Annotated in this window: 18 protein-coding genes and 1 other annotated feature (1 of these 19 running past the window's edge); all 18 genes read left to right on the top strand. The window is 38.2% G+C overall.

Going from position 1 to position 14547, the window contains the following annotated elements:
* The first annotated feature begins 68 nt into the window (after nucleotides 1–68).
* The 18 genes from gltX to phoU all read left to right on the top strand — a co-directional run bounded on the left by gltX (nucleotide 69) and on the right by phoU (nucleotide 14498).
* Entirely contained in the window at nucleotides 69–1568 is a 1500-nt protein-coding gene (gltX, locus tag D0Z64_RS01550) for a glutamate--tRNA ligase (protein WP_006351887.1), read from the top strand.
* A gap of 104 nt (nucleotides 1569–1672) precedes the next feature.
* Entirely contained in the window at nucleotides 1673–3097 is a 1425-nt protein-coding gene (gene cysS / locus D0Z64_RS01555) for a cysteine--tRNA ligase (protein WP_236943523.1), read from the top strand.
* Nucleotides 3090–3533: a Mini-ribonuclease 3 gene (locus D0Z64_RS01560; RefSeq protein WP_006351885.1), complete on the top strand. Its 444-nt coding sequence runs from the start codon at nucleotides 3090–3092 to the stop codon at nucleotides 3531–3533. The genes cysS and D0Z64_RS01560 overlap by 8 nt, the downstream gene beginning before the upstream one ends.
* Nucleotides 3520–4275, top strand: a complete 756-nt coding sequence (rlmB, locus tag D0Z64_RS01565; RefSeq protein ID WP_080881159.1) for a 23S rRNA (guanosine(2251)-2'-O)-methyltransferase RlmB — start codon at nucleotides 3520–3522, stop codon at nucleotides 4273–4275. The genes D0Z64_RS01560 and rlmB overlap by 14 nt, the downstream gene beginning before the upstream one ends.
* A 161-nt stretch (nucleotides 4276–4436) precedes the next feature.
* A complete protein-coding gene (locus D0Z64_RS01570; RefSeq protein WP_006351883.1) occupies nucleotides 4437–5012 on the top strand; it encodes a sigma-70 family RNA polymerase sigma factor in 576 nt (191 codons plus the stop codon).
* A 78-nt stretch (nucleotides 5013–5090) separates the two neighbouring features.
* A complete protein-coding gene (locus tag D0Z64_RS01575; protein ID WP_006351882.1) occupies nucleotides 5091–5309 on the top strand; it encodes a P8 family protein in 219 nt (72 codons plus the stop codon).
* Nucleotides 5310–5469: 160 nt separating this feature from the next.
* Nucleotides 5470–6981, top strand: a complete 1512-nt coding sequence (locus D0Z64_RS01580) for a gluconokinase (protein ID WP_080881160.1) — start codon at nucleotides 5470–5472, stop codon at nucleotides 6979–6981.
* 58 nt (nucleotides 6982–7039) lie between these two features.
* Nucleotides 7040–7189 carry a 50S ribosomal protein L33 gene (gene rpmG / locus D0Z64_RS01585; protein ID WP_006351880.1) on the top strand — a complete coding sequence of 50 codons (150 nt, stop codon included), beginning with the start codon at nucleotides 7040–7042 and terminating at the stop codon, nucleotides 7187–7189.
* 4 nt (nucleotides 7190–7193) lie between these two features.
* Nucleotides 7194–7364: a preprotein translocase subunit SecE gene (gene secE, locus D0Z64_RS01590; protein ID WP_006351879.1), complete on the top strand. Its 171-nt coding sequence runs from the start codon at nucleotides 7194–7196 to the stop codon at nucleotides 7362–7364.
* A gap of 113 nt (nucleotides 7365–7477) precedes the next feature.
* Nucleotides 7478–8035 (top strand): transcription termination/antitermination protein NusG, encoded by a 558-nt coding sequence (gene nusG, locus D0Z64_RS01595; RefSeq protein WP_080881161.1) that lies wholly within the window; start codon nucleotides 7478–7480, stop codon nucleotides 8033–8035.
* Nucleotides 8036–8165: 130 nt separating this feature from the next.
* A complete protein-coding gene (rplK, locus tag D0Z64_RS01600; RefSeq protein WP_006351877.1) occupies nucleotides 8166–8591 on the top strand; it encodes a 50S ribosomal protein L11 in 426 nt (141 codons plus the stop codon).
* A gap of 86 nt (nucleotides 8592–8677) precedes the next feature.
* Nucleotides 8678–9370, top strand: coding sequence for a 50S ribosomal protein L1 (gene rplA, locus D0Z64_RS01605; protein WP_006351876.1), 693 nt, complete (start codon nucleotides 8678–8680; stop codon nucleotides 9368–9370).
* Between the two features lie 98 nt (nucleotides 9371–9468).
* On the top strand, nucleotides 9469–10335 hold the full coding sequence (locus tag D0Z64_RS01610; protein WP_080881162.1) for a phosphate ABC transporter substrate-binding protein: 867 nt from the start codon (nucleotides 9469–9471) through the stop codon (nucleotides 10333–10335).
* 6 nt (nucleotides 10336–10341) lie between these two features.
* Nucleotides 10342–11337, top strand: a complete 996-nt coding sequence (pstC, locus tag D0Z64_RS01615) for a phosphate ABC transporter permease subunit PstC (RefSeq protein ID WP_127345544.1) — start codon at nucleotides 10342–10344, stop codon at nucleotides 11335–11337.
* Entirely contained in the window at nucleotides 11337–12230 is an 894-nt protein-coding gene (gene pstA, locus D0Z64_RS01620) for a phosphate ABC transporter permease PstA (protein WP_080881164.1), read from the top strand. Before pstC ends, pstA begins: the two co-directional genes overlap by 1 nt.
* Nucleotides 12231–12239: 9 nt before the next feature.
* Complete coding sequence (gene pstB, locus D0Z64_RS01625; RefSeq protein WP_080881887.1) at nucleotides 12240–13037, top strand: phosphate ABC transporter ATP-binding protein PstB; 798 nt, start codon at nucleotides 12240–12242, stop codon at nucleotides 13035–13037.
* 10 nt (nucleotides 13038–13047) lie between these two features.
* Nucleotides 13048–13803 (top strand): phosphate ABC transporter ATP-binding protein PstB, encoded by a 756-nt coding sequence (gene pstB, locus D0Z64_RS01630; protein WP_040457127.1) that lies wholly within the window; start codon nucleotides 13048–13050, stop codon nucleotides 13801–13803.
* Nucleotides 13804–13820: 17 nt separating this feature from the next.
* Nucleotides 13821–14498 (top strand): phosphate signaling complex protein PhoU, encoded by a 678-nt coding sequence (phoU, locus tag D0Z64_RS01635; RefSeq protein ID WP_080881165.1) that lies wholly within the window; start codon nucleotides 13821–13823, stop codon nucleotides 14496–14498.
* Between the two features lie 45 nt (nucleotides 14499–14543).
* Nucleotides 14544–14547 (top strand) — a sequence feature (ribosomal protein L10 leader region) (it continues 119 nt past the right edge of the window).

Consider the following 14547-nt stretch of genomic DNA (forward strand, 5'->3'; position numbering starts at 1 on the left):
GAACTTTTTGTCTATTACGCGTAAACTAATACTGTTACAATCCATTATTTTTGAAAGAGGCATGAATTTTGGCTAAAGAAAAGATTCGTGTAAGATATGCACCAAGTCCAACTGGTCACTTACACATTGGTAATGCACGTACTGCACTTTTTAACTATTTATTCGCTCGTCACAATAAGGGTACTTTTGTTTTAAGAATTGAAGATACCGACCAAAAGCGTAACGTTAAAGGCGGTTCAAAGTCACAGATGGAGAACTTGCATTGGCTTGGTATCGACTGGGACGAAGGTCCTGATAAGGGTGGAGACTATGGTCCATATCGTCAATCAGAAAGAAAAGATATTTATAACAAATACATCAAGCAATTGATTGACGAAGGCAAAGCTTACTATTCCTACAAGACTGAAGAAGAACTTGAAGCTCAACGTGAAGAACAACGTGCAATGGGCATTGCTCCTCACTACACTTATGAATATGAAGGCATGACTGCTGATGAAATTAAAAAGGCTCAAGATGAAGCCAAGGCAAAGGGCTTGAAGCCAGTTGTTCGTATTCATATTCCAGAAATGGAAACTTATGAATGGGACGATATCGTTAAGGGTCACTTAAGCTTTGAATCAGACACTATCGGCGGCGACTTTGTTATTCAAAAGCGTGATGGCATGCCAACTTATAACTTTGCCGTTGTTGTTGATGACCACTTAATGAAGATTACTCATGTTCTTCGTGGTGATGACCACGTTTCAAACACTCCTAAGCAATTAGTTGTTTATGAAGCACTTGGCTGGAAGCCACCTAAGTTTGGTCACATGACTTTGATTATTAACGCTACTACTGGTAAAAAGCTTTCAAAGCGTGATGAATCAGTTTTGCAATTCATTGAACAATATCGTGACCTTGGCTACTTGCCAGATGCCATGTTTAACTTCATTACGCTTCTTGGCTGGTCACCAAAGGGTGAAAGTGAAATCTTCAGCAAACGTGAATTTATTAAGCAATTTGATCCTTCACGTTTGTCAAAATCACCTGCCGCTTTTGACCAAAAGAAGCTTGAATGGGTTAACAACCAATATATCAAGAAGGCTGATCGTGATACCTTGCTTGATTTGGCACTTAACAACTTGCAAGAAGCAGGCCTTGTTGATGAACATCCAACACCAGAAAAGATGGAATGGGTTCGCCAATTAGTAAACATTTATTCAGTTCAAATGTCATATACTAAACAAATTGTTGATATGGCAAAGATTTTCTTCACTGATGCAGAAAACCTGTCAGATGAAGAACTTGAGGAAATCAAGAAGGACGATGCCCGTCCAGTAATTGAAGAATTCAAGAAGCAATTAGATTTGATTCCTCGCTTCACTTCGGTTCAAATCATGAATGCAATCCAAGCTACTCGTCGTGCTACTGGCATCAAGGGTAGAAAGTTGTTTATGCCAATCAGAATTGCTACTACTAGATCAATGGTAGGCCCTGGTATCGGTGAAGCAATGGAACTTTTAGGCAAGGAAAAGGTAATTAAACACTTGGACTTGACCTTAAAGCAAATGGAAGAGAATGGTCTTTAATTTTTTAAAACCATAAAATCTAAAAAGAAGCTGTAAATGACTGCAGCTTCTTTTTTCTTTGGTAAAATATGGGTAATGATTACAAAGAAGGGAAAGAGCAAGCTGTGAAAGTTTTTAATACCTTATCGCGTAAAAAAGAGGAGTTCAAACCATTAGTTCCCGGACAAATTAGCATGTATGTTTGTGGACCAACGGTTTATAACTACATTCATATCGGCAATGCCAGAAGCGTAATTGCGTTTGACACGATTCGTCGCTATTTTGAATATCGGGGTTATAAAGTTAAATACGTTTCTAACTTTACTGATGTCGATGACAAGATGATTAATGAAGCAAGAGCTGAAAATACCACTGTTCCTAAGCTTGCTGAAAGATATATTAATGCTTATTTAGAGGATACAGAGGCACTTAACGTTGAACCAGCGACGCTCCATCCTCGTGCTACTCATGAAATAAAAGAGATCATTGCCTTTGTAAAAGAATTGATTGCTAAGGGTTATGCTTATGAAGTTGATGGCGATGTTTATTACCGTGCTAAAAAGTTTGCCGATTATGGCAAATTGAGTGATCAAAATATTGCGCAACTTGAAGAAGGTGCTTCAGAGCATATTAACGATACTGAGCAGCAGCGTAAGGAAGATCCGATCGATTTTGCTCTTTGGAAGGCACAAAAGGAACCTGATGAAATTGCTTGGGACTCACCATGGGGTAAAGGCCGTCCAGGCTGGCATATTGAATGTTCAGTTATGTCAACCAAATATTTAGGCGACACCATCGATATTCATGGTGGTGGACAAGATTTGGAATTTCCACACCATGAAAACGAAATTGCGCAGAGTGAAGCCAAAACCGGCAAGAAATTTGTTAATTATTGGCTTCATAATGGCTTTGTCACTGTAGGTAAAGACCAAGAAAAGATGTCAAAATCTTTGCATAATTTTGTGACTGTGCACGATATTATCAAAGAGGTAGATCCACAAGTTCTGCGTTTCTTTATGGCCAGTGTTCAATATCGTCGACAAATCAATTATTCAGAAGATAATTTAAAGCAAGCTCAGGTTATTTTGGAGCGGTTTAAGAATACACTGACTAACATTAATTATCGCTTGGAAGATGACACAGCTAGCCAAGAAGATGCTGCCTTGAAGCAGGCCGTTGCTCAAACCAAACTTAAATTTGAACAGGCAATGGATGACGATTTTAATGTTCAAAATGCTTTAACAGCAATTTATGAATTATTGCCAGTGGTTAACGCAAATACTAATCTTGCTAATGTAGACAAAACCGAACTAAAGCAGTTCAAGAAGCTGCTTTGCCAATGGCTGAATATTTTTGGCATCGATTGTGATAAGCTGGTTGCAACTAAAGCTAGTGCAGAAGATGAGCAAATTGATGCGTTGGTTAAAAAGCGTGATGAAGCCCGTAAAAATAAAGATTGGGCTACAAGTGATCAAATTCGAGAACAATTAAAAGAAATGGGGATTACGATTCAAGATACTCCTCAAGGAACAAGGTGGACTCGTGATTAAAGTAAAGAAGTTAACTGAAACAGATGTCAATCCAGATACTTTAAATGGTCAGACTTTGGCCTATTTGGGGGATGCCGTTTATGAAGTTTATATTCGGCGGCACCTAGTTAAAGGCGGAATTGTGCGACCACAAGTTTTGCAGCGAGAAGCTACGCATTATGTTTCCGCTAAAGCTCAGGCTGGTTTGATCACCAAGATGAGAGATGAGCAAATGCTGTCAGAAATTGAGCTGACAGCCTTCCGTCGTGGGCGTAATGCCAAAACTCACACTAAGGCTAAGCATACTAGTTTGAAAACCTATCAATTATCGACTGGCTTTGAAGCGATGTTGGGCTATCTTGACTTGGCTGGTGAATATGAGCGAGTTAATCAATTGGTCTTTTGGTGCATTAATGCTGTGGAAAATGGAGATTTAGAAAAATATGACTTCGAATGATAAAGATTTCGTGTTTGGCCGTCATGCCGGACTAGACTTTTTAAAAACACAATCAGCAGATCGAATTAATAAAGTCTTTTTGCAGCATGGGGTTCAAGAAGATTTTGCCAATCAAGTTTATGCTTTAGCTAAGAAAAAAAGATTAGTTGTTCAGACAGCACCTAAGAATAAATTGGATCGACTGGTAGCTGGCGGAAACCATCAGGGCCTGGTGTTGGCTGTTTCTAGTTTTGAATATGCTGACCTTGATCAATTGCTGGATGAATTTGATCAAGTAGGTAAGGAACCATTCTTGCTAATGTTAGATTCAATTGAAGACCCTCATAATCTTGGCTCGATTTTACGTTCAGCTGATGCAACTGGAGTAGATGCGATTATTATTCCTAAGCGCCATGCTTCTGGCTTGACATCGGTAGTTGCAAAAACATCAACCGGAGCAATAGATTATGTACCGGTAGCTAGAGTTAATAATTTGGTACAAACAACAAAAAATTTGAAAAAGCGCGGTTATTGGATTTTTGGCACCGACATGAAGGGAACGGACTACCGTCAGTGGAACGCTAACGGCAAAACAGTTTTAGTTATTGGCAATGAAGGCAAGGGGATTGCTCCACTTTTAAAAAAGCAGATGGATCAAACTCTGACTTTGCCAATGGTAGGGCATGTGCAGTCCTTAAATGCCGGTGTTGCAACCGGTATTCTGCTATATCAAATGTTAAATAGCAGAAATCCATTAAAATAAGGATTTGACCAGATACAAGTAACGATTTTTGTGAGTGGCAGCGAAGACAAAAATCGTTTTTTGTTTGCCTCCAATTGCCGAAGTGTAGTTCTGTCATTATTTATCCCGTATTCTAATACTCAGAGGTTTTAAGAAAAATAAAAAAGCGAGGGTAAATAATTATGATCCATGCAAAGAAAGAAGCAAAATTAATCAGTGCAGCACGTCAAGACGATGAAAAAGCATTATTGCAATTATTTGAAAAATATCGTCCGTTAGTTGTAAAGAGTAGAAGAAAATTCTACTTCCGCGACTTTGATGATGACGACTGGGAACAAGAAGCACTGATTGTTTGCTTAGATGCAGTTGACAGCTACAATCCAAATCGAGGCAAGTTTGGAACTTTTTATAAGAAGCGATTATATAATCGAGCAGTTGACTTATTGCGCTACCGTACAACCAGCCGCAGAATTGGAAATGAAATTATGTTATCACTTGAGGCTTTAATTGAATGTGATAGCAACAAAATAATTGAGCCGATTGAACAGCCAATTGCTACGGTTGCGAATATGGAGAACTTAGCTGATTTTTTCAGAAATTTGTCTGATCCTGAATTGGTTGCGATGAAGGTCTTTTTAGGTCATTACACAATTGAAGAAGCAGCAGAAAAATATAATATGTCAATTGAGAAAATCAAGCGCGCAGGTCAACGTGCTTATCAAAAATTATTGAAAGCAGTCTTTGATCAAGTTAAGTAAATGGACAGTAATCGCTAGCTGATAACTGCTATCTTTGGTATAATATATCTCGTAGAATATTTTAGGAGGTAATTTAAGATGACAGACGAAATTATTAAGACTGCATTGTTAGACCGTCACATGAACGAAGTTTTTGACTGGAGCGATTCAAAGTTACCAGTTAGAGATGCCCTTTGGGACTATTTCATGGAAAAGAATGGTAGAGATACCATGAAGACGGAGGAAGATATGCTTCCGTTTTTGAAAGACTCTGACGATAAAATTAAAGCCTTCGTCAACGAAAATCTTAAGAAGTAAATCCGACTAAAAACAATGTTCTACGCACAGTGGTCACGCTTTGTTTGACCACCATGACAGCTACTGATTAGTAGCTGTTTTTTTTGTGCTCTTTTTTATAATCTGCTATAATTTTGAAAATTAATTATCTAAATATTGGAAGAAGTTTTATTCAAAAAATATGAACTACATAATTGGCATGGATGTTGGCACGACCGCAACCAAAGGCGTGCTTTATGATGAAAATGGCAGTCAAATTTTTGAAATGTGCATTCCATATCCTTTGATTCAAGATGAAATTGGTCAGGCTGAAGAAGATCCAGAAGTGATTTTTGATGCTGTTCAGCAAATTATTTATAAACTTTCCCAAAAAGCGAATGGCAAAATTTTGGCAATTTCCTGGTCAAGCCAGATGCATTCCTTGATTGGTTTAGATGAAAATAAAAAATTATTAACTAACAGCATCACTTGGGCGGATAATCGTGCCGAAGAGACAGTTGCTAAGGCCAAAGCAACTGGCCTTGCACAAATAATTTATCTACACACCGGCATACCGATTCATCCGATGGCACCAGTTTATAAATTGTTGTGGCTTAAGGAGAATAATCATCAGCTTTATAAAAAAGCAAAATACTGGATAGGAATAAAAGACTATTTAATTTATCGCTTAACTGGTGAAGTATGGGAAGACATTCCTATGGCGGCCGGCAGCGGGATGCTTAATTTAAAAACTTTAACATGGGATAAAGAAATTCTAGCTCAGTTAGATTTGGATACAGAACAATTACCCAAATTAACCAACCCAACCCAAATTATTTCTTGGATAAATGATGAATATCGTCAAAAATTAAATTTAAATTCCAACACGGTAATCGTACTAGGAGCGAGCGATGGCTACTTGTCTACAATCGGTGTCGCTGTTTTAAATAAAAATAATTTTGCCCTTAATGTCGGCACATCAGGAGCAGTCAGAACGCTAGTAAATAAGCCAGTGATTGATAAAAAGACCAGATTTTTTTGCTACCCGGCAAATAATAATTCATATTTAATTGGCGGACCTGTAAATAACGGCGGGATTATTTTTGAATGGGCACGCAAAACAATTTTTAATGCTGATGAAACAGCCGAAGATTTCTTGAATATTGCTCAGACTGTTCCTGCTGGCAGTGGTGGTCTGATTTTTCATCCATATTTAGGCGGAGAAAGGGCACCCATTTGGAATGCTGATGCTAAAGGCTCTTTTGTCGGACTAACGCGTAATCATACTAAACCGCAGATAGCACGCAGCGTTATCGAGGGGATTGTTTTTAATCTGTTAGGGGCCTCACATGCTATCACGGAAAATATTGGCAAGCCACAAACGATTAGAGTTACGGGTGGTTTTGTAAAAAGCAATTTTGTTAGACAAATGCTGGCTAACGTCTTTAATCTGCCAGTCACCGCATTGAAAAACAATCAAAGTGGTACTTTGGCGGCCATGTTTTTAGCGCGTCTTGCTCTAGGGATGAATCATGAGCTAAATGAAATTGGCAATTTTGTTAAAGAAGATAAAGTTTATTTTCCAAATGATAAAGATGTAAAAATTTATCAAGAATTGATCCCTATCTATCATGAGGTAGAAAAAGAAATTAGTCATAGTTATCAAAAAATCGCAGCCTTTCAAACTCGGCATCCAGATTTGTTTACAAATTAAGACTAATTGCTTTATTGAATTAATCCTGTTAAAATAATTTAAGTTTGGAAGTGAGATTATGGCAGTTAGAAAAGCAGCCTTAGCCTGCAGCGTCTGTGGGTCACGCAATTACTCAATCACCGCAAGCAAAAATCGCACTCAGCGACTTGAATTGAAAAAGTTTTGCAAACATTGCGGCAAGATGACTTTACATAAAGAAACGAGGTAAGAGAATGTTTAAGTTCTTTAAGAGTGTTGGACATGAAATGAAATTAGTTACATGGCCAACTTACAAACAAAATCGTCACGATACTATGATTGTTATTGTGAGTTCAATTTTGTTTGCCATTTATTTGGGTGCACTTGACTGGGCTTTCAGTGCATTGACTCAAGCAGTTATGTAAAGAAGATAATAATAGCTAACAAAATCAGACCGTGGTATAATATGGCTAACTGATTAAGAAAACCTCATTTGCGAGGTTTTTTTGTTTGCAATAATTTAAGGAGAAATATTTAAATGGTCGAAACAGCAAAAAAACAATGGTATGTTTTACACACATATTCTGGCTATGAGGACAAAGTAAAGTCTGACTTATTGTCACGTGCACAAAGCATGGGAATGCAAGACTACATTTTCCGTGTAATGGTTCCAGAAAAAGAAAAGGTTGAAACTGTTCGTGGCAAAAAACAAGAAGTTGAAGAAAAGATTTTCCCAGGCTACGTTTTGGTTGAAATGGTAATGACTGATGAAAGCTGGTTCGTCGTTAGAAATACCCCAAACGTTACTGGATTCGTTGGTTCTCATGGTGGTGGTTCCAAACCTTCACCACTTCTTCCAGAAGAAGTAGAACGTTTGCTTAACCAACAAGGTCAACCAGAAAAGAAGAAGCCAACTGTCAACTTCGAATTGGGTGAACATGTTACGATTACTGAAGGTGCCTTTAACGGCATAGTTGGTAAGATCACCGATATTCAACCAGATAAATACAAGCTTTATGTTTCAGTAGACATGTTTGGTCGAGCAACGACAGCTGAATTAGATTACGATCAAGTAAAGAAGCTTGATGAAGAATAAACTAGATAATTAGTTGTTGTAATTGCGGTTAAACCATGGTAAGATACTAAAGTACGTTTATTATTGTGGGAGGAGAAAATAGGTAAATTCCCCATTTTAACCGCATCACGGAATCAAGGAGGTTTTGACCGTGGCAAAGAAAGTTATTAACGTAGTTAAGTTACAAATCCCAGCTGGTGCTGCAACACCTGCACCTCCAGTTGGTCCTGCTTTGGGTCAAGCTGGTATTAACATTGTAGGTTTCACTAAGGACTTCAATGCTAGAACTGCTGACCAAAAAGGCATGATTATCCCTGTAGTTATTACAGTTTATGAAGATCGTTCATTCGAATTCATTACTAAGACTCCACCAGCAGCTATTTTGCTTAAGCAAGCTGCTAAGATCAAGAAGGCTTCTGGTGAACCTAATACCAAGAAAGTTGGTAAGGTAACTAAGGACCAAGTCAAGGAAATTGCCGAGACTAAGATGAAAGACCTTAACGCTGCTGATATTGGAGCTGCTATGCGTATGGTTGAAGGTACCGCTAGAAGTATGGGTATCGAAGTCGAAGACTAATCCGGTTATTTAGGAGCTTAAGTAACACATTAGGTGGGAGAGTTCAGAGAAAACTCGTTTGACCACATATACAAGGAGGAAATCACATGCCAAAGCATGGTAAGAAATATTTAGAAGCTGCTAAAAAAGTAGATTCAAACAAGCTTTACTCAGTAAAAGAAGCTATGGAACTTGTTAAGGAAACCTCATATGCAAGCTTTGACGCTTCAGTTGATGTTGCTTACAATTTGAGTGTTGATCCTAAGCAAGCAGACCAACAAATTCGTGGTTCACTTGTTTTACCTAACGGTACTGGTAAGACCCAAAAGGTTATCGTATTCGCTGAAGGTCCACAAGCTGAACAAGCTAAGGCCGCAGGTGCTGACGAAGTTGGTTCTGATGAATTAGTTGAAAAGATTCAAAACGGTTACTTGGACTTTGATGTTGTTGTAGCAACCCCTATGATGATGGCTAAGGTTGGTCGTTTAGGTCGTATCCTTGGACCTAAGGGCTTGATGCCAAACCCTAAGACTGGCACTGTAACTATGGACATCGAAAAGGCTGTTAAGAACGTTAAGGCTGGTCAAGTAGAATACCGTCTAGACCGTCAAGCTGCTATTCACGTTGCTATTGGTAAGGTCTCATTTACTGTTGATCAATTAGTAGAAAACTTTGATGCTTTACGTGACGTAATCTTACGTGCTCGTCCTGCATCCGCTAAGGGTCAATACATCAAGAGCGTTGCTGTTTCAGCAACCTTTGGTCCAGGGATCAAGCTTGATCCATTAAACTTGAACTAGTTTAATAAAATTAATCAATAAAAGCGTCTCGTGTATTGCGAGGCGCTTTTTTCTATGGTATCATTAATTGAATTTAAGTAAGTAAAAAGGAGCCACTCATGCATAAACATCACTTTGGCGGAATAATTACAGTTTGTTTATTACTGCTGTTTTTTTTAACTGGATGCCAAAATAATAGTTCACGAATTACAGTTGTTGGTTCAAGTGCGATGCAATTGCTTGCTGAACAGGCCGGCAATGATTATCGCCTTGCACATCCAAGCATCAATATTGTAGTTCAAGGTGGAGGATCTGGTACTGGATTAAGTCAAATTCAAGCCGGTGCAGTCCAAATTGGAACTTCCGATGTTTTTGCCGAAACGCAAAGTGGAATTAATGCAAAAAAGCTTAAGGATCATTTAATCGCTGTCGTTGGAATTGTTCCAATAGTCAATAAAGATGTTGGTGTTAAAAACTTATCTTTAACGCAGCTGCAAAAGATTTTTACTGGTGAAATTACTAATTGGAAACAAGTCGGTGGCAAAAATGAGTCAATTACTGTTATTAATCGCTCCAAAGGCAGCGGGACTCGGACTACTTTTGAAGATATCGTCCTTAAAGGCAAAAAGCCGGTTGCTGCGCAAGAACAAGATTCTAACGGAACAGTAAAAAAGATTGTTGCTTCAACGCCAGGAACAATTAGCTACATTTCTTTCCCTTATGCAAATGATCAAAATATTCAAAAATTGAGTATTGATAACATCCAACCTACTAATCAAAATATCACGACGAATAAATGGCAACTTTGGAGTTATGAGCATATGTACACGAAGCTAAAGCCAAGCAAAGCAACGCAAGACTTTATTGATTACATGTTAGGAAGCAAAGTACAGGAGGATTTAATTCCGAAGATCGGCTATTTAAGTATTAAGGATATGAAGGTAGAAAGAGATAGCAACAATCAAGTTACTAAGATAGGCAACTAAAGGAAAATGAAGAAAAAAGACGAATTAAAACAAGTTGTTGATCAAGCAATCGCTGAACAACAAGTACCATACGTTAAGATAAATCAAATTGGTCCTAACGATGTCAATATCAAAAAGCTAACGCAACCTTCTAAAGAAACGCACCAAGAATATTGGGGCAAAGGTTTAACTTATGCAGCAATCGGCCTCATTATCGTGTTGGTTATTTCTATAATTGGTTTTATTGGTGTCCACGGATTATCTACTTTTGTTAGTGATCATGTCAATGTATTTCACTTTTTAACTTCAACTGACTGGGATCCAAGTGAAGGTAAAAATCACGTCGGCGCTGCTGCAATGATTGTCACATCATTTGCCGTTACCTTGCTGGCTGCAATTGTGGCGACACCATTTGCAATCGCAGCAGCACTCTTTATGACTGAATATACATCCAAAAAGGGTGCCAGCTTTTTGCAATCTGTCATTGAACTGTTGGTAGGGATTCCGTCCGTGGTTTACGGATTTTTGGGTTTAACCATTATCGTGCCAACGATTAGAAAAATCTTCGGTGGAACCGGGTTTGGTATTTTAGCGGCTACCCTGGTTTTATTTGTGATGGTTTTGCCAACGATTACCTCCTTAACGGTTGATGCCTTAAAGGCAGTTCCTAAGCAATTTCGTCAAGCTTCATTTGCCTTAGGAGCAACAAAATGGCAGACAATTCATAAAGTAACTTTAAAGGTGGCTACGCCGCGGATTTTAACGGCGGTAATTTTCGGAATGGCGAGAGCATTTGGCGAAGCATTAGCTGTTCAAATGGTTATTGGTAATGCGGTTCTCATGCCAGCAAATTTGATTAGTCCTTCAGCTACTTTAACAAGTCAATTGACTAGTCAAATGGGCAATACAGTAATGGGAACTTTGCCGAATAATGCTTTATGGTCATTAGCTCTGCTTTTGCTTATTATGTCATTAGTGTTTAATTTCTTGGTTAGATTAGTTGGTAGAAAGGGCAGCAAATAATGAAGGCGAAAAATACTGATAAAATCGCTACCTGGGTTATTTACTGGTTGGTAGCCATTGTAGTTTTGATTTTGGCAGGCATCCTTGGGAACATTTTATGGACCGGCCTTCCGCATCTTTCATGGCACTTTTTGACATCTGAGGCTTCTTCTTATCAAGCAGGGGGCGGCGTTCGGGATCAGCTGTTTAATTCAATTTATTTGTTGATTTTGACGACAATCATTTCTTTTCCAATTGCTTTAGGAGCTGCAATCTACTTATCTGAGTATGCAAGTGATAATTTGTTTACCAGTTTGATTAGAACGACGATTGAAATTCTAAGTTCATTGCCATCAATTGTTGTGGGCTTATTCGGCTATTTACTATTTGTCGTTCAATTTGGTTTAGGCTTCTCAATTATTTCTGGTGCACTAGCTTTAACCTTCTTCAATTTGCCAATTTTGACAAGCAACATGGAGCAGGCAATAAATGGCGTACCACAATCTCAGCGTGAAGCGGGGCTTGCGTTAGGTCTGTCTAATTGGAAAACGATTCGAGGCATTGTTCTTCCAGCAGCATTGCCAGGAATACTAACTGGATTGATTTTGAGTGCCGGCCGAATTTTTGGTGAAGCAGCTGCCTTAATTTATACAGCCGGACAAAGTGGATCAACTGTTAATTACTCTAACTGGAATCCATTTAGTCCAACCAGTTTTTTAAATGTTATGCGTCCAGCCGAAACCCTAGCGGTTCATATTTGGAAAGTAAATACCGAAGGTATTATTCCAGATGCAACCGTTGTTTCAGCCGCAGCTTCAGCTTTATTAGTGATTGTAGTTATTTTGTTCAACTTAGGTGCACGTTATTTAGGTAATAAGCTGTACCAAAAGCTGACAGCAGCTAAAGCAAAGTAGGTGTTGCGAATGGAAATTATCGATCAACCAAGCTATATTAAAACTTTTGATAAAAAAGATCGTGCCCTTTATACCGAAAACTTAAGTGTTTTTTATGGGGGAACGATTCAAAAACAGTTTGATGCCAGTTTACAATTTAAGAAAAATACGATTACCGCTTTAATTGGTGGTTCTGGGTCAGGAAAATCGACTTTCTTACGTTGCTTAAATCGAATGAATGATCAGGTAGCTAGAGTTGATGGCAAAATTATGTTCCATGGCTTAGACGTAAATCAGAAGAATATCAATGTTTATGAATTACGGAAGAATATCGGCATGGTCTTTCAGCGACCAAATCCTTTTCCAAAATCAATTCGTGAAAATATTACCTATGCCCTAAAGGCTAATGGTCAAAACGATAAACAGAAATTGAATCAAATTGTTGAAGAAAGTTTACGTGCTGCTGCTCTTTGGGATGAAGTAAAAGATAAGCTTGATAAAAGCGCATTGGCCCTTTCCGGCGGTCAGCAGCAACGCCTTTGCATTGCTCGGGCTTTAGCAGTCAAACCTGAGATTCTTTTACTTGATGAGCCAGCTAGTGCGTTAGATCCCGTATCTACTTCAAAATTGGAAGATACTTTGAAACAACTGCGTTCCAATTATACGATGGTCATGGTTACGCACAATATGCAGCAGGCTTCAAGAATCAGTGAATATACTGCTTTCTTCCATTTAGGACATGTTATTGAGTATAATTCAACAGATGAGATCTTTACCAATCCTAAAGGCAAGTTAACAGAAGATTACATTCAGGGTAGTTTTGGATAAAGGAAAGATAATGAAGGACGTTATTACTGCAAAAGATGTCAAACTGAGTTATGGCAGCTATGAAGCATTACATGGCATTAGTTTGAACTTTCATGAAGATGAATTGACCGCTTTGATTGGACCTTCAGGGTGTGGAAAATCCACTTTTTTGCGCTGCTTGAATCGAATGAATGATGATATTGAAAATATCAACATTACTGGAAAAATTCTGTTTGAAGGACAAGATATTTATAGCCCTAAAATGGATTTAGTTGAATTGCGTAAAGAAGTTGGCATGGTATTTCAACAACCAACTCCGTTTCCGTTCTCAGTTTATGACAATATTGCTTATGGCTTGAGAATTGCCGGTATTAAAGATAAAGAATTAATTGATCAGCGAGTAGAAGAAAGTCTTAAACAGGCCGCAATTTGGAGAGAAACTAAAGATAATTTAAAACGCAATGCACAAGCTTTTTCCGGCGGACAACAGCAGAGAATTTGTATCGCACGCGCGTTGGCGATTCGGCCAAAAGTAGTTTTGCTTGATGAGCCTACGAGTGCTCTTGATCCAATTTCAAGTTCTGAGGTTGAAGAAACTTTAATGGACCTGAAGCGTAAATATACGTTTATCATGGTTACGCATAACTTGCAGCAAGCCGGTAGAATTTCGGATCAAACAGCCTTTTTGATGAACGGTAATTTAATTGAAGCAGGCAAAACTGAAGAAATGTTCATTGCACCTAAAAAGCAAATTACAAGTGATTACCTTAACGGTCGTTTTGGTTAAACCAATGGAGAAATAAGATGCACGAAATATTTTTAGATGAATTAAAGAAATTAAATACCCAATTTATGGAAATGGGTGTGTTAGTTAATGATGAAATTGATCATGCAACTAGAGCATTCGTCGCTCACGATAAAAAGCGAGCACAGTCAATTGTTGATGATGAAGAAAAAATCCCACATGAATCTTTGGATATTCAAAAGAAAGCATTAAAGTTAATGGCTTTGCAGCAACCTGTTGCAACCGATTTTAGAGTAGTGATCAGTATTTTGAAAGCAACAACTGATTTGGAAAGAATCGGGGAAAATGCGATGAGTATTGCTCTTGAAACAATCAGAGTAAAAGGCAATCCACGAATTCCGGATGTTGAGGAGATCATCTCAAACATGACTCATAATGTCAGACACATGTTGATTCAAGTTTTAACTGCATATGTCCAGGATGACGAAAAGATGGCCAAAGATGTTGCATCAAGAGATGCAGATATTGACGAGGATTATGTTAAGGCTAGAAAACTGATTGTTGACGGAATTGAAAACGATCCTTCGGCAGCAGTTGCTTCTTCAAGCTATTTTGTCGTAACAAGATTGCTTGAAAGAATTGGTGATCATATTGTTAATTTGGCAATGTGGGTTGTTTACAAGACCACTGGTGAATTAAATGAATTAACTAATGCCACCGAAGAGAAAACAATCTAGAATTTTAAAATATTTCCTTGCCAGAAGCAAAATAGGCTGTTATACTATT

The organism is Lactobacillus amylolyticus, assembly GCF_003999355.1.
GTDB classification, from domain to species: Bacteria; Bacillota; Bacilli; order Lactobacillales; family Lactobacillaceae; genus Lactobacillus; species Lactobacillus amylolyticus.

What these genes read in the sequence shown, in the direction of transcription:
- secE (WP_006351879.1), top strand. Translation starts at nt 7,194, where the DNA reads ATGTTTAAGTTCTTTAAGAGTGTTGGACATGAAATGAAATTAGTTACA.
- D0Z64_RS01575 (WP_006351882.1), top strand. Translation starts at nt 5,091, where the DNA reads ATGACAGACGAAATTATTAAGACTGCATTGTTAGACCGTCACATGAAC.
- pstB (WP_040457127.1), top strand. Translation starts at nt 13,048, where the DNA reads ATGAAGGACGTTATTACTGCAAAAGATGTCAAACTGAGTTATGGCAGC.
- rplA (WP_006351876.1), top strand. Translation starts at nt 8,678, where the DNA reads ATGCCAAAGCATGGTAAGAAATATTTAGAAGCTGCTAAAAAAGTAGAT.
- pstA (WP_080881164.1), top strand. Translation starts at nt 11,337, where the DNA reads ATGAAGGCGAAAAATACTGATAAAATCGCTACCTGGGTTATTTACTGG.
- rlmB (WP_080881159.1), top strand. Translation starts at nt 3,520, where the DNA reads ATGACTTCGAATGATAAAGATTTCGTGTTTGGCCGTCATGCCGGACTA.
- pstC (WP_127345544.1), top strand. Translation starts at nt 10,342, where the DNA reads ATGAAGAAAAAAGACGAATTAAAACAAGTTGTTGATCAAGCAATCGCT.
- phoU (WP_080881165.1), top strand. Translation starts at nt 13,821, where the DNA reads ATGCACGAAATATTTTTAGATGAATTAAAGAAATTAAATACCCAATTT.
- nusG (WP_080881161.1), top strand. Translation starts at nt 7,478, where the DNA reads ATGGTCGAAACAGCAAAAAAACAATGGTATGTTTTACACACATATTCT.
- rpmG (WP_006351880.1), top strand. Translation starts at nt 7,040, where the DNA reads ATGGCAGTTAGAAAAGCAGCCTTAGCCTGCAGCGTCTGTGGGTCACGC.
- D0Z64_RS01580 (WP_080881160.1), top strand. Translation starts at nt 5,470, where the DNA reads ATGAACTACATAATTGGCATGGATGTTGGCACGACCGCAACCAAAGGC.
- D0Z64_RS01610 (WP_080881162.1), top strand. Translation starts at nt 9,469, where the DNA reads ATGCATAAACATCACTTTGGCGGAATAATTACAGTTTGTTTATTACTG.
- pstB (WP_080881887.1), top strand. Translation starts at nt 12,240, where the DNA reads ATGGAAATTATCGATCAACCAAGCTATATTAAAACTTTTGATAAAAAA.
- D0Z64_RS01570 (WP_006351883.1), top strand. Translation starts at nt 4,437, where the DNA reads ATGATCCATGCAAAGAAAGAAGCAAAATTAATCAGTGCAGCACGTCAA.